The following is a 19106-nucleotide window of genomic DNA, read 5'->3' on the forward strand; positions in this document are numbered from 1 at the left end:
GAGACATGTTTGATCTGACAGGGAAATGCGCGCTGGTCACCGGCGCGTCGGGGGGTATTGGCGCAGACATCGCGCGCGCGCTGCACGCGCAGGGCGCACGCGTGGGCCTGTCGGGCACGCGCACCGATCCGCTGGAGGCGCTGGCCGGTGAGTTGGGGGAGCGCGCGCATGTGCTGCCGTGCAACCTGAGTGATATGGAGGCTGTGGCGGCCCTTCCGAAACAGGCGGCGGAGGCGATGGGAGCCGTGGACATTCTGGTCAACAACGCCGGGATCACGCGGGACAATCTTTTCATGCGCATGTCGGATGATGAATGGCAGTCGGTGATCGACGTGAACCTCACGGCGACGCGGGTGCTGTGCAAGGGTGTGATGCGCGGCATGATGAAGGCGCGCTGGGGCCGGATCGTCAACGTAAGCTCCATCGTGGGGGCCACCGGCAATCCGGGGCAGGCGAATTACGCGGCCTCAAAGGCGGGAATGATCGCCATGGGCAAGAGCCTTGCCTATGAGGTCGCGAGCCGCGGGATCACCGTGAACGCGGTCGCGCCCGGCTTTATCGAGACGGCGATGACCGACAAGCTGACCGACGATCAAAAGGCCGGCATCATGGGCCAGATCCCGGCGGGCCGCATGGGCACCCCGAACGAGATCGCCAGCGCCGTTGTCTATCTGGCAAGCCCGGAGGCCGCCTATGTCACCGGGGCGACCTTGCATGTGAACGGCGGTATGGCCATGTTGTAGGCGGGTCAGCGAAACCGTTTGCACCGTGCGCGCGCTGTGCTAAAGGGGGCGCAGATTCAACCCAAGGGGCCTGTTCACAGGCGCCAAAGCCCTTTATATAAAGGGCGAAACGAGCCGCCCTTTTGGGGCAGACGCCATCCGGTCCCGAATCTGGCACCGCTGGCATCCCAAAGGGGCCAAGGCCCAACGAGTGAGGAAGATAGTATGAGCGACGTCGCAGAACGCGTGAAGAAGATCGTGGTCGAGCACCTCGGCGTGGAAGAAGACAAAGTGGTCGAGAACGCCTCTTTCATCGACGATCTGGGCGCAGACAGCCTCGACACCGTCGAGCTGGTCATGGCGTTCGAAGAAGAGTTCGGGATCGAAATCCCTGACGACGCGGCCGAAAATATCCAGACATTCGGCGACGCGGTCAAGTTCATCAAGGAAGCTTCCTGATCTGACCTCCCCTTTGCCGGGGTTTCGGCAATAAAGTTCTCAAACGGCGCTGGTCCTTCGCGGATCGGCGCCGTTTTTTGTATGGGGCGCGGATCAGGGGTTGATTGCTGCGCCGCAGCGCGGCAATTCTGGGCGCTCGACCTCCCAAGAGTGAAAGCCATTCACCCCCATGTCGCGCAGTATTCCAACCATCAACACCCAACGCCTGAGCCTGCGGGCCATGCGCGCCGAAGATTTCCAGCGCTTTGCCGAGATCTGGGCGAAACCTTCGGTTGTCGTGCATATCAGCGGTAAACCCTGGCCCAAGTCGCGCAGTTGGGATGCGTTTTTGCGCAACGCGGGCCATTGGCAGATCGTGGGATTCGGGCAATGGGCAGTGCAGGTACACCGTCAATCCCAGATGGCCGGACAAACCGGTTTCTTTTTTGGATCCAGAGGGTTGGGTGAGGATTTTGACCCTTTTCCCGAGGCGGGTTGGGTGCTGGATCCGGGCGCACAGGGGCAGGGTCTGGGGCTTGAGGCGGCGCGCGCGGCGCATGATTGGTTTGACAGGGTCGTGGCCGGGCGGACGGTGTGCATGATCACGCCGGACAACGAAAGCTCCCTGCGGATCGCCACCACGCTGGGATATGTCCCGCTGCGCGAGACCGAAGTGGACGGCGACCCTGTGCAGTTGATGACGCGCAAAGGGCCGCCCGTCTAGCGGGGCGCGGCGGCGGGATCGTTGCCGAGACTTGAACAATCCCGCACCAGCGCGGTATAGCCGGGACGATGGGATTTCCTACAAGGGCAAAGCTATGCGCAGAGTGGTCGTAACGGGATTGGGTTTGGTGACGCCGCTGGCGGATGGTGTCGAGGAAAGCTGGAAACGCATCCTTGACGGACAATCGGGCGCCGGACCGATCACGCAGTTCGATGCCAGCCGTGTTGTGACGCAATACGCCTGCGAAGTGCCGCGCGGCGATGGCTCTGACGGCACGTTCAACCCGGATGCCTACATGGCGCCAAAGGATCAGCGCAAGGTCGACACGTTCATCCTGTTCGGCATGGCGGCGGCACAGCAGGCGGTCGAGGATGCCGGATGGATGCCGGAGGATCGCGAAAGTCTTGAGCGCACCGGGGTGCTGATCGGATCCGGCATCGGGGGGCTGAACTCGATCGCGAACACGGCCGTGATGATGGCGGAGAAGGGGCCCAAGCGGGTTTCGCCCTTCTTTGTTCCGGGGGCGCTGATCAACCTGATCTCGGGTCAGGTGAGCATCAAATACGGGTTCCGGGGGCCGAACCATTCAGTTGTGACGGCCTGCTCCACCGGCGCGCACGCCATCGGTGATGCGAGCCGCCTCATTCAGCACGGCGATGCGGATGTGATGATCGCCGGCGGCGCGGAGGCCGCGATTTGTGAAATCGGGATTGCCGGGTTCAACGCCTGCAAGGCGCTGAGCACCAAGCGCGGGGATGAGCCGCAAAAGGCGTCCCGCCCCTATGACGCGGACCGCGACGGATTCGTGATGGGCGAGGGTGCGGGCATTGTGGTGCTGGAGGAATACGAGCACGCAAAGGCGCGCGGCGCGAAGATTTACGCCGAGGTGATCGGCTACGGTCTGTCGGGCGATGCCTATCACATCACGGCACCGTCGGAGGACGGCGAGGGCGGCGAGCGCTCGATGCGCGCGGCGCTGCGCAATGCCGGGCTGGAGCCTGCGGATATCGACTATATCAACGCGCATGGCACCTCGACCATGGCCGACACGATCGAGCTGGGCGCCGTGGAGCGCATGATGGGCGACGCGGCGGGCAAGGTGACGATGTCGTCGACGAAATCGGCAACCGGGCATCTGCTGGGCGCGGCCGGTGCGATCGAGGGGATCTTTTCCATCCTCGCGATCCGCGATCAAATCGCGCCACCGACGATCAATCTGGACAACCCGGCGGTTGAGACAAAGGTGGACCTTGCCCCCAACAAGGCGGTCAAGCGCGAGATCAAGGTGGCGCTGAGCAACAGCTTTGGCTTTGGCGGAACTAACGCGAGCGTTCTGTTCGGAAAGGTCGACTGAGATGTGGCGCCACGTTGCGGCTAATGCACTGACCTTCCTGATGGTCGGGCTGTTCCTGCTGGGCGGTCTGATCCTGTGGGGGCGCGCGCAATATGACGCCCCCGGACCGCTGAGCGAGGCGGTCTGCGTGCAGGTCGATCGCGGCAGCTCGATGCGGCGGGTCAGCAATGACCTGGCCGAACAGGGGGCCGTGACCTCTGCCGCGATTTTCCGCATCGGCGCAGATTACGAGGAAAAGACCGGGCAGCTGAAGGCCGGGAGTTTTCTGGTGGAGCCTGAGGCGTCGATGCAGGAAATCGTCGATACGATCACGCGCGGCGGGGCGTCCACTTGCGGGACCGAGGTGGTCTACCGCATCGGGGTGAACCGGGTGAGCGTTCAGGTGCGTGAGCTGGATCCCGCGACCAACCGCTTTGCCGAGCTTGCGTCGTTCGAGCCGGGGGTGGATGAAACCCCGCCGGAATACAGCGAGACAATTGCCGAAGCCGACACCCGGTTGCGCATCGCCATGGCCGAAGGGGTGACCAGCTGGCAGGTGGCCAATGCGCTGAACACGCTGGATATTCTGGAGGGTGAAATTTCAGAGACACCGCCCGAAGGATCGCTGGCGCCCGACAGCTATGAAGTGCGGCGCGGGGATGATCGGGCGGCGCTGATTGCGCGGATGACGGCGGCGCAGGAGGCGAATATCGCCGCCGCCTGGGAGGCACGGGACGCGGATCTGCCCATCGACAGCCCCGAAGAGCTGTTGACGCTGGCGTCGATCATCGAAAAGGAGACCGCGGTGGCCGACGAGCGCCCGCAGGTGGCGAGCGTTTTTGTGAACCGTCTGAACCAGGGGATGCGATTGCAGACCGACCCGACGGTGATCTACGGCATCACGCGGGGTGAGGGTATCCTAGGGCGCGGTCTGCGCCGCAGCGAGCTGCGCGCCGAGACGCCTTACAACACGTATGTGATCCCGGCGCTGCCACCCACGCCGATCGCGAACCCCGGACGCGCCAGCCTGATGGCGGCAGCACAGCCGGACGAGAGCCCGTATATCTTTTTCGTGGCCGATGGCACCGGCGGGCATGCCTTTGCCGAGACGCTGGATGAGCATAACCGCAACGTGGCGCGCTGGCGCGAGATCGAGGCCGAGCGTGCGGCGGCGGGCGAGGCGGCAAGCGAATAGGCAGCGAACGGTGGTGTAGCGCGGGATTAATCCCGCGCCGCTAAACCTGTACAGGCTAGGAGATCAGGGACAAAGGCCCCGCCACCGGCGCGGGCCTTTTTCCTTTGTCTTTCGGTTGGAGACATCCAACTGAGAGGACCGAAACGGATGACTTATATCACCCCGGCCCACCCCCCGAGGAGCTGGCGGAGGCAGAGGCGCTTTATGCGTCGCTGCGCCGTCGTCTGACGGGTTTGCGAGGAGAACTTGAAGATCTGCACGAACAGATCTCAGCCGGGGAGGAAACGAGTGCAACGGCTGCGGCGAAGGTATTGACCCAGATCGGGGAGACCATCGGCCGCTGCCAGAAAGCGGAGTTGATTGTACATGACTGCCGAAGCAAGCAAGCGGGCATTGCCCGAGGAGATCACGCCTTTGACCTTGACCGGGCGCGGGCTGACATCGGGTGCAAACTGGATCGGCTCCGCTGCTCCATCGGTTCAGGAGAGTTTCCTGAATGAGCTGGATGAGGGAGAGCTTCGCGCTCTCCCTTTTTTATTCGACTTCTGGGCGATGCCGCATCAGCTGCCGCCCGAGGGCGATTGGCGCGCCTGGGTGATCATGGGTGGCCGCGGGGCTGGCAAGACGCGGGCGGGGGCCGAATGGGTGCGGTCGGTCGTCGAAGGATCGCGGCCGCTCGATCCGGGGCGGTGCCGCCGCGTGGCGCTGGTGGGCGAGACGATCGAGCAGGTGCGCGAGGTGATGATTTTTGGCGATAGCGGGATCCTTGCGTGCTCGCCCCCCGACCGGCGGCCCGATTGGGAGGCCTCGCGCAAGCGTCTGGTCTGGCCCAACGGGGCGGTGGCGACGATCCACACAGCGCATGATCCCGAAGGGCTGCGCGGGCCGCAATTCGATGCGGCATGGGTCGACGAGCTGGCCAAGTGGAAGCGCGGACAGGAGACTTGGGACATGCTGCAGTTCGCGCTGCGGCTGGGGGACGCGCCGCAGGTCTGTGTGACGACGACACCGCGCAATGTGGGGGTGCTCAAGGCGCTGCTCGCCGCGCCCTCGACCGTGCTGACACAGGCGCCGACGGAGGCGAACCGGGCCAATCTGGCGGCCTCGTTTCTCGAAGAGGTGCGCGCGCGCTACCGCGGCACGCGGCTGGGCCGGCAGGAGCTGGACGGGGTGTTGCTGGCCGATGCCGAAGGGGCGCTGTGGCCCTCGGCGCTGATCGAGAAATGCGGCACGGCGCGCCCGGGCGATCTGGACCGGATCGTGGTGGCGGTCGATCCGGCGGTAAGCAGCGGGGCGGCATCGGATGCCTGCGGGATCGTGGTGGCGGGCGTGCGCATGCAGGGCCCGCCGCAGGACTGGCGCGCGGTGGTGCTAGCCGACCGCACGGTGCAGGGCCTGGGCCCCACCGGATGGGCGCGCGCGGCAATCGACGCGATGACGGAGTTTGGCGCCGACCGGCTGGTGGCGGAGGTGAACCAGGGCGGTCAGCTGGTGCAGGAGGTGATCCGGCAGGTCGATCCGATGGTGCCCTACAAGGGAGTGCATGCATCGCGCGGGAAGGTCGCGCGGGCGGAGCCTGTGGCGGCCCTTTATGAGCAGGGGCGTGTGGGGCATCTGGAAGGGCTGGAGGCGCTGGAGGATCAGATGACCAAGATGACCGCGCGGGGATATGAGGGAACGGGATCACCTGACCGGGTCGATGCGCTGGTCTGGGCGCTGCATGAGTTGATGATTGCGCCGGCGGCAAAATGGCGGCAGCCGGGGGTGCGGTCGCTGTAATCGCAAGCGGCCGCGTTTGGGGCAGGCGGTGGGATTTAGGTATTTGGGAAAGGGTGCAGGGGGGCGTTGGGATGCATTTTCGACCGGCGTGATTGGGGTGATGGGTGGGTATTTCGGTATTTTTCAACGGGTGCAGGGGCGCGACCTGTGCGGGAAAGGGGGGCTTTGGCCCTCCTTTTTTGCGTTGCGTCCGGGTGCGTACGGTCAGGTTGGGGCGCTTTAGGATTTGGGTGGCAGTTTGTGTTCAACGACCTGAAGAGGCCCGTGACCGGGGCCTTGGGGAGATTTGCGAGAGGGCGGCGGCATGTTTGATTTTCTGCGACGGGGCACGGTGGAGGTGGCCGAGGTAAAGGCGTCGGCGACGGGGCGGGTGGTGGCGATGCATTCATCGGGCCGCGTGGCCTGGAGCCCGCGTGACACGGTATCGCTGACCAAGACCGGATTTGCCGCCAATCCCGTCGGCTTTCGCTGTGTGAAGCTGATCGCGGAAGCCGCGGCGGCCTTGCCTGTGGTGTTGCAGGACGCCGAGCGTCGCTATGAGCAGCACCCGGTGTTGGCGCTGATGGCGCGGCCCAACGGGGCGCAGGGGCGTGCGGAGCTGCTTGAAGCGCTTTATGCGCAGCTGCTGCTGTCGGGGGACGGATATGTGGAGGCGGTGGCGGGCGAGGTCGGCGCGCCGGTGGAGCTGCATGTGCTGCGCTCGGACCGGATGTCGGTGGTGCCGGGCGGGGACGGCTGGCCGGTGGCCTATGAATACGCGGTGGGCGGGCGCAAGCACCGCTTTGACGTGGGCGAGATTTCTCCGATCTGCCACGTGCGAAATTTTCATCCGCAGGACGATCATTATGGGTTCAGCCCTATGCAGGCGGCGGCGACGGCGGTGGATGTGCATAACGCGGCCTCGCGCTGGTCAAAGGCGCTGTTGGACAATGCCGCGCGGCCTTCGGGGGCGATCATCTACAAGGGGGCCGAGGGGCAGGGCAGCATGAGCAACGACCAGTACGAGCGGCTGGTCAGCGAGATGGAGAGCCACCATCAGGGCGCGCGCAATGCGGGACGGCCCATGCTGCTGGAGGGCGGGCTGGACTGGAAGCCGATGGGGTTTTCGCCCTCGGACATGGAATTTCAGAAGACCAAGGAGGCGGCGGCGCGCGAGATCGCCCTGGCGTTCGGAGTGCCGCCGATGCTGCTGGGGGTCGCGGGGGATGCGACCTATGCCAACTACCAGGAGGCGCACCGGGCATTTTTCCGGCTGACGGTGGTGCCGCTTGCCACGCGGGTCACGGCGGTGCTGAGCCATTGGCTGTCGGGCTTCACCGGAGAGGCGGTCGAGCTGCGGCCCGATCTGGACCAGGTGCCGGCCCTCGCCCCCGAGCGCGACGCGCAATGGAGCCGGATCGCGGGCGCGGATTTCCTGACGGATGCAGAAAAGCGCAGCCTGCTGGGACTGCCTGCGGTGGCCATCGATGAGTGATCTGCCGGTGGAGCGATTTCAATGCGCGCCGGGGATGCGGCTGCAGGCGCATGAGCGGGTGAGTGCCATTCATTTCGACAATCTGACGGCGCGGCTCGACCGGATCGAGGTGATGATGGAGAGGCTTGAGAAGCGGCTGTGGCTGACGGTCTACGGTGTGGTGGCGGTGATTTTGGCGCAGGGCGTGCAATCGTTCCTGGTGGTGGCGCCCTAGGCGGGCGAAAATTCGGGAGACTTCAGATGGATATGAGTGGGAATGACTTCGGCCTCGCGCCGGAAACCGGGGAAGGATTGCCCGGTCTGGAGCGCAAGTTCGTTAAGTTCGACAGCGCGGCGCCCGTCGCCGACGGGGTCGAGATCAGCGGCTATGCCTCGTTCTTTGGGGACGTCGATCAGGGCAATGACGTCGTGTTGCAGGGCGCCTATGCCCGGAGCCTTGCGGTGCTGGGCGCGGCCAAGCGCGGCGTCAAGATGCTGTGGCAGCACGATCCGGCGCAGCCGATCGGCGTGTGGGATGTGGTGCGCGAGGATGCGCGGGGGCTGTTCGTCAAGGGCCGGATTCTCAAGAGCGTGGCGAAGGGACGTGAGGCGATCGCGCTGATCGAGGCGGGTGCGATTGACGGGCTGTCGATCGGTTACCGCACGGTGAAGGCCAGCAAGAATACCAAGGGCCAGCGGCTCTTGCAGGAACTGGAGCTTTGGGAGGTGTCGCTGGTGACCTTTCCGATGCTGCCCAGTGCGCGGGTCGGCGCAAAGGCGGAGGGATTTCGCGCCTTTGGCGACGTGCTGCGCGACATGGCGGAGATGTTCGAGGCGGCGCGGGCCGATTTGAACGCCCCGCGAGTGCAACCAAGCAAAGGGGAATGCGGATGAGCAGGACCGAAGAGACGACCGGGGTCGCGCAGTCCCCGGCGGAGGAGGTGCGGCGAGCCGTGAGCGGTTTCGTAAGCGACTTCAAAGGCTTTCAGGCCGAGATTGAGACCAAACTTCAACAAACGGAAGAGCGAGTGAACATGCTGGATCGAAAGACAATCACGGCGGCGCGTCCGCCATTGGGCGGTGCCGTGGATGCGGGTGCGCCCCATCAAAAGGCATTCAATGCCTACCTGCGCAACGGCGACGATGACGGTCTGCGCGGGCTGGAGTTGGAGGGTAAGGCGCTGTCGACGGCCGTGAACTCGGACGGCGGATATCTGGTGGATCCGCAGACGTCGGACATCGTGAAATCCGTGCTGCACAACACCGCCTCGATCCGCGCCATCGCGCAGGTCGTCACGGTCGAGGCGACGTCGTATGACGTGCTGGTCGATCACTCGGATGTGGGCGCCGGCTGGGCGACGGAATCCGCCTCTGTAGGGGAGACGGATACGCCGCAGATCGACCGCATCACCGTGCAGCTGCACGAGCTGAGCGCGCTGCCCAAGGCGTCACAGCGTCTGCTGGACGATGCCGCGTTTGACATCGAGGGGTGGCTGGCGGGGCGCATCGCCGACAAGTTCGCCCGTGCCGAGGCCGGTGCGTTCATCAACGGCGATGGTGTGGACAAGCCGCGCGGCTTCCTCACCCATGCATCCGTCGACAATGATGTCTGGGCCTGGGGCAATCTGGGCTATGTGCCGTCGACCGTGGCCGGTGATGTGACGGGCGATGCGATTGTCGATCTGGTCTATGCGCTGGGCGCGCAGTACCGCGCCAACGGCACATTCGTGATGAACTCCAAGGTTGCGGGCACGGTGCGCAAGCTCAAGGACATGGACGGGCGTTTCCTGTGGTCGGACGGTCTGGCGGCGGGCGAGCCCGCGCGGTTGATGGGCTATCCGGTGCTGATCGCCGAGGACATGCCGGATGCCGCCGATGGCTCGCTGTCGATTGCGTTTGGCGATTTTGCCGCCGGCTACACCATCGCAGAGCGCCCCGATCTGCGCATCCTGCGCGATCCCTTCAGCGCCAAGCCGCATGTGCTGTTCTATGCGACCAAGCGCGTGGGCGGGGACGTGAGCGATTTTGCCGCGATCAAGCTGCTGAAATTCGGCACGTCCTAACCCGGCGTGACGGATGCCGGGGCGGCGTTTTGCGTCGCCCCGGTCCGGGCACATGCCCCTTTGATCCCTTCGTGTTGTCTAGCTGCTCCCCTCCGACCGAGCGATGCGAAGGCGGGGTGTGTGTCCGGGATGGAGGGGGAGGAGACGGCCAGCGGGCCGCGGAATGACAAGGTTTGAGAAAGGCTTTGCGATGTTGATCGAAGAGACAAATGTGCCCGATGCGGCCCTGCCGGTAGACGCGTTGAAGGCGCATTTGCGTCTCGGGAGCGGGTTTGGCCAGGATACGGTGCAGGACGGTGTGCTCGCAGGGTTCTTGCGTGCGGCGTTGGCGGCGGTGGAGGCGCGCACGGGCAAGGCGCTGATGGCGCGGGAATTCACGCAGAGCGTCGGCGAACTGCGTGGTGCGGAAGCGCTGAACCTTGCCGTGGCACCGGTGACGGTGATCGCATCGGTGACGCTGGTCAGCCGCGATGGCGCGGAGCAGACGGTGTCGCCGGATATCTACTGGCTGGAACGCGACGGGCACACGCCCAAGCTGCGCGCGGCGGCGGCCTGTTTGCCAGGGCCCGAGCGGGGCGGCGCGTTGCGGGTACGGTTTCTGGCGGGCTTTGGTGCGGAGTTCGACGATCTGCCCGCCGATTTGCGTCAGGCGGTGCTGATGCTGGCCGCGCATTACTATGAATACCGCCACGACACGGCGCTGAGCGATGGCTGCATGCCCTTTGGCGTGTCCTCGCTGATCGAGCGGTTCCGCAATCTGCGGATCGGCCTGAGCGGGGCGCGCACGTGAGCGCGCCGCGTCTCAACCGCCGCCTTGTGCTGGAGGCACCGACGCGTCTGGGCGACGGGGCGGGCGGCTTTGTCGAGGGGTGGGCGCCGTTGGGCGCGCTCTGGGCGGAGGTGCGTCCGAGCACGGGCAGCGAGACCGCGCAGGGCGGCGCGCCGATCAGCCGGATGCGCTACCGCATCACGGTACGCGGCGCCCCCGTCGGCAGCCCGGAACGGCCTGCGGCACAGCAGCGGTTTCGCGAAGACGGTCGGATTTTCACCATCGAAGCAGTGACGGAGCGCGACAGCGAGGGGCGCTATCTGACCTGCTTTGCCCAAGAGGAGCAGGTGGTATGAGCTATGCGTATTCGGCGGCCTTACAGACCGCGATCTTTGGTGCGTTGAGCGCGGATGCGGCGCTGTCGCAGGAGGTCGGCGACGCGATCTATGACGCGGTGCCTTCGGGCACATTGCCCGACATCTACGTTCGGCTGGGATCGGAGAGCGTGCGGGACGCCTCAGACGCGAGTGGCGCGGGATCTGCGCATCAGGTGACCGTTTCCGTCATCACGACGGCCCCCGGCTTTGCCAGTGCGAAACGCGCGGCGGGGGCGGTGAGTGACGCGCTGCACGAGGCCGATCTGACCCTTGATGCCGGGCGGCTTGTCTCGCTGCGGTTCGAGCGGGCGACGGCGCGGCGCATCGATGGCGCCTCGGCGCGGCAAATTGATCTGCGCTTTCGCGCGCGGATCTCGGACGACTGATTTTCACTGGCCGCAAGGCACATCCAAGGAGTACGGCACATGGCTGTTCAGGCAGGTAAAGACCTTTTGGTCAAGGTGGACATGACCACCGACGGGAATTTCGAAACACTGGCGGGGCTGCGCGCGACGCGCATCAGCTTTAACGCGGAGGCGGTGGATGTCACCGCGCTGGACAGCTCGGGCGGGTGGCGTGAGCTGCTGGGCGGCGCCGGTGTACGCTCCGCCGCGATCAGCGGGTCGGGGGTGTTTCGCGATGCCGCGACCGATGAGCGGGCGCGCCAGCTGCTGTTCGACGGGCTGACACCGGATTTTCAGGTGGTGATCCCCGGTTTTGGCGTGGTCGAGGGGCCGTTTCAGGTGACGGCGCTGGAATACGCAGGCCAGCTGAACGGGGAGGCGACCTATGAGATCAGCCTCGCCTCGGCCGGTGAGCTGCAATTCATCGCAGACGTTGATCCGGTCATCTGAGCATGACCAATCGGTGGAGGGGAGAGGTGGCGATCACGCTCGACGGTCAGGCGTACCGGATGCGCCTGACGCTGGGTGCGCTGGCCGAGCTTGAGGACGAGCTGGGCGAAGGGTCGCTAATGGCGCTGGTGGAGCGGTTTGAGGGCCATGCGTTTAGCGCGCGCGACGTGCTGGCGCTGCTGCACGCGGGTCTGCGTGGCGGGGGGACGATGATGGACCCAGAGACGTTGGCGCAGGCCGAGGTGGCGGGCGGTCCGATGGCAGCCGCCCGTGCCGCCGCCGAATTGCTGGCGCGGGCGTTTGTGACCGCCCCGTGAGCGCGCGGTTCGACTGGCCCGCCTTGATGCGGGCGGGGCTGCACGGTCTGCGGTTGAGCCCGGAGGCGTTCTGGAGCCTTACGCCCGCGGAGCTGCAAATGATGCTGGGGGCGACAGCGGGGGCCAAGCCGCTGCTGCGCGACGGGCTTGAGGCGTTGATGGCTGCCTATCCCGACACTCTGAAGGAGGATGAAGATGCGAGACGATGACAGTTTTGACGATCTGCACGACGACACGCAGGCCCTGAACCAGACCCTTGGCCAGACCAGTGTTCTGGTCTCCGGTTTTGACAGTGAGCTGCGGCGCATGCGGACCTCGCTGGCGGCGACGGGCAAGGATGTCGCGACGCTGGAGAAAGGGCTGAGCCGTGGGCTGCGCAAGGCGTTCGATGGCGTCGTCTTTGACGGGATGAAGCTGTCGGATGCGCTGAGCACCGTGGCGCAGACCCTGTCGCGCACGGCCTACAACGCGGCGATCAAGCCGGTGACGGATCACTTTGGCGGGCTGATCTCGCAGGGGGTGAACGGGCTCGTGAGTGGCATCCTGCCCTTTGCCAACGGTGCGCCCTTCAGCCAGGGCAAGGTGATGCCCTTTGCCAGCGGCGGCGTGGTGGATCAGGCGACGCATTTCGGGATGCGCGGGGGCCTTGGCGTGATGGGCGAGGCGGGACCGGAGGCGATCATGCCGCTGTCGCGTGGCCCCGACGGCAAGCTGGGCGTGCGCGCTCAGGGCGGGGGCGGTGGCGCGCCGACGGTCGTGATGAACATCACGACGCCCGATGCCGCGTCCTTCCAACGCTCGCGCGGGCAGATCGCGGCACAGATGACGCGCGCCTTGGGCGCTGCGCAAAAGATCAGATAGGGAGCCGGGCGCATGAATATTTCCGAGACAAATTTCCACGAGGTGCAGTTTCCTGCCGACCTGAGCTTTGGCGCGGTGGGCGGGCCCCAGCGGCGGGTGGACGTCGTGACGCTGGCCAACGGCTATGAGGAGCGCAACACGCCCTGGGCCCATTCGCGCAGGATGTATGACGCGGGGCTGGGAATGCGCTCGCTCGACGATATCGAACGAGTGATTGCGTTCTACGAGGCGCGTTACGGGCAGATGTTCGGGTTTCGGTGGAAGGATTGGTCGGATTACAAATCCGGCGTGCCGTCGGCCGGGATCACCTATGAGGATCAGCAGATCGCGACGGGCGACGGCGTGCAGGTGGCGTTTCAGCTGATCAAGACCTACCGCTCGGGCGATCACAGCTATGCGAGGCCGATCACCAAGCCGGTTGCGGGGTCGGTCGTTGTCGCGGTTGAACAGGACGAGCTGCGCGAGAGCATCGACTATGAGGTCGACGCGACCACCGGTGTACTGACGTTTGTGCACGCACCCGATCCCGATACCCGAGTCTATGCCGGGTATGAATTCGATGTACCCGTGCGGTTTGACAGCGACAGCCTGCTGACCAACATCGCGAGCTTTCAGGCGGGGCAAGTGCCGGATATTCCGGTCCGCGAGGTGCGGGTATGAGCGCGCCCTTTGATCCCGCCTTTGAGGCGCATCTTGCGCGCGGGGTGACGACCGTTTGTCATGCCTGGGCGATCACGCGCACCGACGGGCAGGTCTTTGCCTTTACCGATCACGACCGTGAACTGATATTTGCGGGCATCACCTTTCGCGCCGATACCGGCATGAGCGCGCTGGCGTTGCAGCAGACCACGGGCCTGTCGGTGGACAACACCGAGGCGCTGGGCGCGCTGTCGGACGCAAGCCTGCGCGAGGACGAGATCGAGCAGGGGCGGTTTGACCGTGCCGAGGTGCTCGGCTGGCTGGTCAACTGGGCGGACCCCGCGCAACACTGGCTGAACTTTCGTGGCACGATCGGGGAGCTGACGCGCGCGCAGGGGGGCTTTCGCGCCGAGTTGCGGGGCCTGACCGAAGAGTTGAACCGCCCGCTGGGCCGCAGCTATCAAAAACCCTGCACGGCGGTGCTGGGCGATGGTGATTGCCGTTTCGATCTGAGCCGTGAGGGATATTTCACCGATCTGCCCGTGGCCGAGGTGCGCGATGCCCGGCGGTTTGTCTGGAAGGATTTCCCCTCGTTCGATTTCGAGTGGTTCCTGCGCGGCAGGCTGGAGGTAATGGAAGGCTCCGCCGCCGGGCTTTGGGGGGAGATCAAGACCGACACCATTGAGGATGGCGCGCGGGTGATCGAGCTGTGGGAGCCGATGCGCGGGGGGATCACGCCGGGCACGCAGGTGCGTCTGGTCGCGGGCTGTGACAAGCGCAAGGAGAGCTGCCGGTTGAAGTTCAACAACTTCGACAACTTTCAGGGCTTTCCGGATCTGCCGGGTGAGGATTGGCTGCTGGCGGTGCCGACCTCGTCAAAGGCCAACACGGGCGGGTCGCTCAGATGAGCCGGGCGGCCATTGTGGCGGCGGCCCGCGGCTGGATCGGCACACCTTATGTGCACCAGGCGGCGACGCGCGGGGCGGGCAGCGACTGTCTGGGTGTCGTGCGCGGGATCTGGCGCGAGGTCTACGGCCATGAACCCGAGGCCGTGCCTGCCTATTCGATGGATTGGTCTGAGCCCGAGGGCGAAGAACGGTTGTGGCGCGCCGCGCTGCGCCATCTGGCGCCTGTCGCGACACCCGCACCGGGCTGCGTGCTGCTGTTTCGGATGCGCGCGGGATCGGTGGCCAAACATCTTGGCGTGATGACCGCGGAGGGCGATGCGCCTGCCTTCGTGCACGCCTATTCGGGCCACGGCGTGGTTGAAAGCCCGCTGAGTGCCCCCTGGCGCCGCCGGATCGTGGCGACATTTGACTTTCCCTGAAGGAGACTGACCGATGGCAACGATACTATTCTCCGCGGCGGGCGCCGCGATTGGTGGCTCCGTCGGGGGCACGCTGGCGGGATTGTCGTCGGTGGCAATCGGGCGTGCAGTTGGGGCGACGCTGGGCCGGGTGGTGGACCAGAAGATCCTCGGGACCGGTGCGCAGGCAGTCGAGACCGGCAAGGTCGACCGTTTCCGCCTCAGCAGTGCAGGAGAGGGCGATCCGATCCCGCAGCTGTTCGGGCGCATGCGTGTGGGCGGTCAAGTGATCTGGGCCTCGGATTTTGAGGAGACCGCCAGCGTGAGCGGCGGCGGCAAGGGGCGGCCATCGCGGCCCAAGACGACAGAGTACAGCTATAGCGTCAATCTGGCTATCGCGCTGGGCACGGGGGAGATCTCGCGCGTGGGCCGTATCTGGGCCGACGGGGAGGAGATTGCGCCCGATGATTTGAACCTCACGGTGTATACCGGGTCTGCCCATCAGCAGCCCGACCCGTTGATGGAGGCGATCGAGGGGCCCGGGCAGGTGCCGGCCTATCGCGGCACGGCCTATGTGGTGATCGAGGCGCTGGGCCTGCAGGCCTTTGGCAATCGCGTGCCGCAATTCTCGTTCGAGGTTGTGCGCCCGGAGCAGTCCGGCGCGCCGGGCGCAAGCCACGCCTTGCCCTACGGCGTGCAAGGCGTCGCGCTGATCCCGGGCACGGGGGAGTATTCGCTGGCCACCACGCCGGTCAGCTACGAAGGGCCGGATGAGGCGCGCTGGAGCGCCAATATCAACAGCCCCTCCGGCAAGCCCGATTTCACGACATCTTTCGAGGCGCTGACCGACGAAGTGCCGGCCCTTCGGTCAGCATCGCTGGTGGTGTCGTGGTTTGGCTCTGATCTGCGCATGGAGCACTGTGATCTGCGACCCAAGGTGGAGGACCCGGACATCGATGGCGAAGAGATGCCGTGGATTGTCTCGGGCCTGCGGCGCGATGAGGCGCAGGTGATCGCGAAGGGAGCTGATGATCGCCCGATTTATGGGGGCACACCGGCTGACCAGGCCGTGATCGAGGCCATTCGGGCCATGCGCACCGCGGGCAAAGAGGTCATGTTTTATCCCTTCATCCTCATGGATCAGGATGAAAGCAACGAATTGCCAAACCCTTACACCGGTCAGACCGGCCAACCGGCGTTGCCGTGGCGCGGGCGGATCACGCTGGATGCGGCACCGGGGCAGGAAGGGAGCTCTGACGGGACGGTTGCCGCAACGGCGCAGGTCGGTGCGTTCTTTGGCACCGTCACGGCAGCGGATTTCACCGTCTTGGACGGCGAGGTCTCTTACACAGGCCCCGACGAATGGAGCCTGACGCGATTCATCCTTCACTATGCCGCCCTCTGCGCCGCGGCGGGTGGGGTCGAGGCGTTCTGCATCAGCTCAGAGATGCGCGGGCTGACGCAGGTGCGGTCAAGCCGCGACAGCTTTCCCGCGGTCGATGCCCTGAGGGCGCTGGCAGCGGAGGCGCGCAGCCTTCTGGGCGCACAGACCAAGATCAGCTATGCCGCCGATTGGTCGGAGTATTTTGGCTATACCCCGCAGGACGGGACGGGGGATGTGTTCTTTCACCTCGATCCGCTCTGGGCCGATCCGCAGATCGACTTCATCGGTGTGGATAATTACATGCCGTTGTCGGACTGGCGCGAAGGGATCGATCACCTCGACGCGCAGTCCTTCGAGACGATCTATGACATGGCCTATCTGCAATCCAATATCGAGGGTGGCGAGGGCTATGACTGGTTCTACGGCTCGCAGGAGGAGCGTGATTTTCAGCGCCGCACGCCGATCACCGATGGCGCGTACGATGAGCCCTGGACGTTCCGCTACAAGGATTTCCGCGGCTGGTGGGAAAACCTGCATTTCAACCGCATTGACGGGGTGAAGGTGAACGACCCCACAGGCTGGTTGCCGGGGCTCAAGCCGTTCTGGTTCACCGAATACGGCTGTGCGGCGATCGACAAGGGCACCAACCAGCCCAACAAGTTCCTCGATCCAAAGTCTTCAGAAAGCAGCCTGCCGCGCTATTCGGATGGCGCGCGCGATGATCTCATTCAGATGCAGTACCTGCGGGCGATGATCGATTATTGGGCCCAGCCCGAGAATAACCCCCAAGGGATCGAATACGACGGGCCCATGATCGACATGCGCCGCGCCTTTGTCTGGGCGTGGGATGTGCGGCCCTATCCGTTTTTTCCCGGCAACCGCGATCTGTGGAGCGACGGGGCAAACTACGCGCGGGGTCATTGGCTCAACGGGCGTACGTCCAATCGCAGCCTTGCTTCCGTCGTGGGCGAGATTTGCCGCCGGTCGGGTGTGTTGGCCTTTGATACCAGCGGTCTTTACGGGATCGTGCGCGGCTACGGTATCAGCGCGGTCAGCGAGGCGCGTAGCGCATTGCAGCCACTGATGATCCGCTTTGGTTTTGACGCGATCGAGCGCGACGGGGTTCTGTGTTTCCGCATGCGCGATGGGCTGCGGGCGACGGACCTGGATCCGACCGGATTTGCCGTCAGCCGCGCGCTGGACGGCACGCTTGTTCAGGGGCGCGAGGCGGAGGCAGAGCTGTCCGGTCGGGTGCGCGTACGCTTCATCCAGGCGGACGGCAATTTTGAGGTCATCAGCGAGGAGGCGGTGCTGAACGACGCGCGCACGCATGCAGTGTCATCGACCGAATTTTCGATGACACTGACGCGCGCCGAAGGACGGCAAGTGGCGGAGCGATTCCTGAACGAGGCGCGGATTGCGCGGGAGACAGTGCAATTTGCGTTGCCGCCGTCGCGGATGGCGGTGCGGGCGGGGGATGTGGTCTCGCTCCCCGGCGATCAGGCCGAGGGCGCCGCGCTTTATCGGGTGGACCGGGTGGATCAGGCTGAATTCCAGCAGATCGAGGCCGTGCGGATCGACCCAGAGCTCTACGATCCTGCGCCGCTTTCGGAAGAGGCCGCGTCGATACAGGCGTTCGTGGCGCCCGTTCCGGTGTCCTCGCTGTTCATGGATCTGCCGCTTATCCGGGGCGATGAGATCCCCTATGCGCCCTATATTGCGGCCAGCGCCAATCCATGGCCGGGGAGCGTCGCACTTTATTCCAGTCCGACGGGCGCGAATTTTGCTCTCGATACCCTGCTTCCGATCCGCGCGACTGTCGGTACCACGCGCACGGCGCTTTTGCGGGCGCATCCGGGGCGGATCGACCGGGGCGCGGCGCTTGAGGTCAAGCTTGTGAGCGGGCGGCTCGAATCGGTCAGCCGCCCGGCGTTGCTCAGCGGTGCCAATCTGGCTGCCGTGGGGGATGGATCGCCGGGAAATTGGGAGTTGATTCAGTTTCAGGACGTGGAGTTGATCGCGCAGAACACCTATCTGCTGCGCACGCGTCTGCGGGGTCAGGCGGGGAGCGACGGTTTGATGCCGGATGTCTGGCCCGAGGGGAGCAAATTTGTTCTGCTGAACGGGGTTCCCCAGCAGATCGCGCTTGAGCGTAACTTGCGCGGCGTCGCGCAGACTTACCGTATCGGCCCGGCCCGGCGCCCGATCGAGGACAACTCGTTCCGCGAGCTTGTGCGCGCCTTTGACGGGAACGGGCTGAGACCCTACGCCCCAGCGCATCTGCGCGCCAGCGGAGCCGATGATCTTGATATAAGCTGGATCCGGCGCACGCGGGTGGATGGCGATCCATGGGAAGCGCCCGAGGTGCCCCTGGGGGAGGAAAGCGAGAGCTACCTGATGCGGGTGCGAAAGGACGGTGCTGTCCTGCGCGAGGAAATCCTGAGCGCCCCTGCCTTTTCCTACAGCGCCTCGGCGCAGGCGGGCGACGGGGCAGTCGCGCCTTTCGACATCGAGGTGGCGCAGATTTCGTCGACCTACGGGCCAGGCATGGCCGCACGGATCACCGTGGGGGCGTGATGCGACGGGTTGGGGTGATGGATCTGTATCACGCGGCTTGTGCGGTGGGCACCGGTGCGCCCACCGTAGCGGCACAGCTGTGCTGGCGGGCGCATGTGGCCGACAAATACGTCAAGCGTCTGCGTAAGCGTCACCCGGTATGGGGGGATGGCAGTCTGCGGTCGGCGGCATTGGCACAGGCCCCCGCCGTGCCGCCACGCGGCGCGGCGCTACTGGCGGGATACCGAACGGTTGTGGCGTGTCTGCTACGGCGCGATCACATCACATTCCCGCGCAGGAAGAGGGCAGGGGTTTGCCTTCGCAGCTGAGATGTTA

At 65.3% G+C, this 19106-nt stretch carries 22 protein-coding genes; all 22 read left to right on the forward strand.

What is annotated here, in order from left to right; genetic code table 11:
- Positions 1–5: 5 nt before the first annotated feature.
- Positions 6–743, forward strand: coding sequence for a 3-oxoacyl-[acyl-carrier-protein] reductase (fabG, locus tag KDD17_RS05185; RefSeq protein WP_212705589.1), 738 nt, complete (start codon positions 6–8; stop codon positions 741–743).
- Between the two features lie 204 nt (positions 744–947).
- Positions 948–1181 (forward strand): acyl carrier protein, encoded by a 234-nt coding sequence (locus tag KDD17_RS05190; protein WP_093914756.1) that lies wholly within the window; start codon positions 948–950, stop codon positions 1179–1181.
- A 169-nt stretch (positions 1182–1350) separates the two neighbouring features.
- The gene (locus KDD17_RS05195; protein WP_212705590.1) at positions 1351–1884 is read left to right on the forward strand and encodes a GNAT family N-acetyltransferase; all 534 of its coding nucleotides are present in this window, start codon (positions 1351–1353) and stop codon (positions 1882–1884) included.
- Between the two features lie 94 nt (positions 1885–1978).
- On the forward strand, positions 1979–3238 hold the full coding sequence (gene fabF, locus KDD17_RS05200) for a beta-ketoacyl-ACP synthase II (protein ID WP_212705591.1): 1260 nt from the start codon (positions 1979–1981) through the stop codon (positions 3236–3238).
- A 1-nt stretch (position 3239) separates the two neighbouring features.
- Positions 3240–4412: an endolytic transglycosylase MltG gene (gene mltG / locus KDD17_RS05205; RefSeq protein ID WP_212705592.1), complete on the forward strand. Its 1173-nt coding sequence runs from the start codon at positions 3240–3242 to the stop codon at positions 4410–4412.
- Positions 4413–4778: 366 nt separating this feature from the next.
- A complete protein-coding gene (locus tag KDD17_RS05210; RefSeq protein WP_212705593.1) occupies positions 4779–6191 on the forward strand; it encodes a DNA-packaging protein in 1413 nt (470 codons plus the stop codon).
- A 304-nt stretch (positions 6192–6495) separates the two neighbouring features.
- Complete coding sequence (locus KDD17_RS05215) at positions 6496–7665, forward strand: phage portal protein (RefSeq protein ID WP_212705594.1); 1170 nt, start codon at positions 6496–6498, stop codon at positions 7663–7665.
- Positions 7658–7879, forward strand: a complete 222-nt coding sequence (locus KDD17_RS05220; protein ID WP_212705595.1) for a GTA head formation protein, RCAP_rcc01685 family — start codon at positions 7658–7660, stop codon at positions 7877–7879. The genes KDD17_RS05215 and KDD17_RS05220 overlap by 8 nt, the downstream gene beginning before the upstream one ends.
- A gap of 26 nt (positions 7880–7905) precedes the next feature.
- Positions 7906–8538: an HK97 family phage prohead protease gene (locus KDD17_RS05225; protein WP_212705596.1), complete on the forward strand. Its 633-nt coding sequence runs from the start codon at positions 7906–7908 to the stop codon at positions 8536–8538.
- Positions 8535–9707, forward strand: a complete 1173-nt coding sequence (locus KDD17_RS05230; protein ID WP_431358141.1) for a phage major capsid protein — start codon at positions 8535–8537, stop codon at positions 9705–9707. Before KDD17_RS05225 ends, KDD17_RS05230 begins: the two co-directional genes overlap by 4 nt.
- 163 nt (positions 9708–9870) lie before the next feature.
- Entirely contained in the window at positions 9871–10497 is a 627-nt protein-coding gene (locus tag KDD17_RS05235; RefSeq protein ID WP_254796894.1) for a head-tail connector protein, read from the forward strand.
- A complete protein-coding gene (locus KDD17_RS05240; protein WP_212705598.1) occupies positions 10494–10832 on the forward strand; it encodes a phage head closure protein in 339 nt (112 codons plus the stop codon). The genes KDD17_RS05235 and KDD17_RS05240 overlap by 4 nt, the downstream gene beginning before the upstream one ends.
- Positions 10829–11239 (forward strand): DUF3168 domain-containing protein, encoded by a 411-nt coding sequence (locus tag KDD17_RS05245; RefSeq protein WP_212705599.1) that lies wholly within the window; start codon positions 10829–10831, stop codon positions 11237–11239. Before KDD17_RS05240 ends, KDD17_RS05245 begins: the two co-directional genes overlap by 4 nt.
- Before the next feature lie 39 nt (positions 11240–11278).
- Complete coding sequence (locus KDD17_RS05250) at positions 11279–11707, forward strand: phage major tail protein, TP901-1 family (RefSeq protein ID WP_212705600.1); 429 nt, start codon at positions 11279–11281, stop codon at positions 11705–11707.
- Positions 11708–11709: 2 nt separating this feature from the next.
- Positions 11710–12024: a gene transfer agent family protein gene (locus tag KDD17_RS05255; protein WP_212705601.1), complete on the forward strand. Its 315-nt coding sequence runs from the start codon at positions 11710–11712 to the stop codon at positions 12022–12024.
- 26 nt (positions 12025–12050) lie between these two features.
- Positions 12051–12233, forward strand: a complete 183-nt coding sequence (locus tag KDD17_RS05260) for a rcc01693 family protein (RefSeq protein ID WP_254796944.1) — start codon at positions 12051–12053, stop codon at positions 12231–12233.
- Entirely contained in the window at positions 12220–12885 is a 666-nt protein-coding gene (locus KDD17_RS05265) for a phage tail tape measure protein (RefSeq protein WP_212705603.1), read from the forward strand. Before KDD17_RS05260 ends, KDD17_RS05265 begins: the two co-directional genes overlap by 14 nt.
- Positions 12886–12897: 12 nt before the next feature.
- Positions 12898–13545, forward strand: coding sequence for a DUF2460 domain-containing protein (locus KDD17_RS05270; protein ID WP_212705604.1), 648 nt, complete (start codon positions 12898–12900; stop codon positions 13543–13545).
- Positions 13542–14432 carry a DUF2163 domain-containing protein gene (locus tag KDD17_RS05275; protein WP_212705605.1) on the forward strand — a complete coding sequence of 297 codons (891 nt, stop codon included), beginning with the start codon at positions 13542–13544 and terminating at the stop codon, positions 14430–14432. The genes KDD17_RS05270 and KDD17_RS05275 overlap by 4 nt, the downstream gene beginning before the upstream one ends.
- Positions 14429–14851, forward strand: coding sequence for a C40 family peptidase (locus KDD17_RS05280; protein ID WP_212705606.1), 423 nt, complete (start codon positions 14429–14431; stop codon positions 14849–14851). Before KDD17_RS05275 ends, KDD17_RS05280 begins: the two co-directional genes overlap by 4 nt.
- 13 nt (positions 14852–14864) lie before the next feature.
- The gene (locus KDD17_RS05285; protein ID WP_212705607.1) at positions 14865–18791 is read left to right on the forward strand and encodes a baseplate multidomain protein megatron; all 3927 of its coding nucleotides are present in this window, start codon (positions 14865–14867) and stop codon (positions 18789–18791) included.
- 17 nt (positions 18792–18808) lie between these two features.
- Positions 18809–19099: a DUF7742 family protein gene (locus KDD17_RS19320; RefSeq protein ID WP_489146336.1), complete on the forward strand. Its 291-nt coding sequence runs from the start codon at positions 18809–18811 to the stop codon at positions 19097–19099.
- Positions 19100–19106 lie beyond the last annotated feature (7 nt).

Origin of the sequence: Sulfitobacter albidus, assembly GCF_018200035.1 — a bacterium.
Classification (GTDB): domain Bacteria; phylum Pseudomonadota; class Alphaproteobacteria; order Rhodobacterales; family Rhodobacteraceae; genus Sulfitobacter; species Sulfitobacter albidus.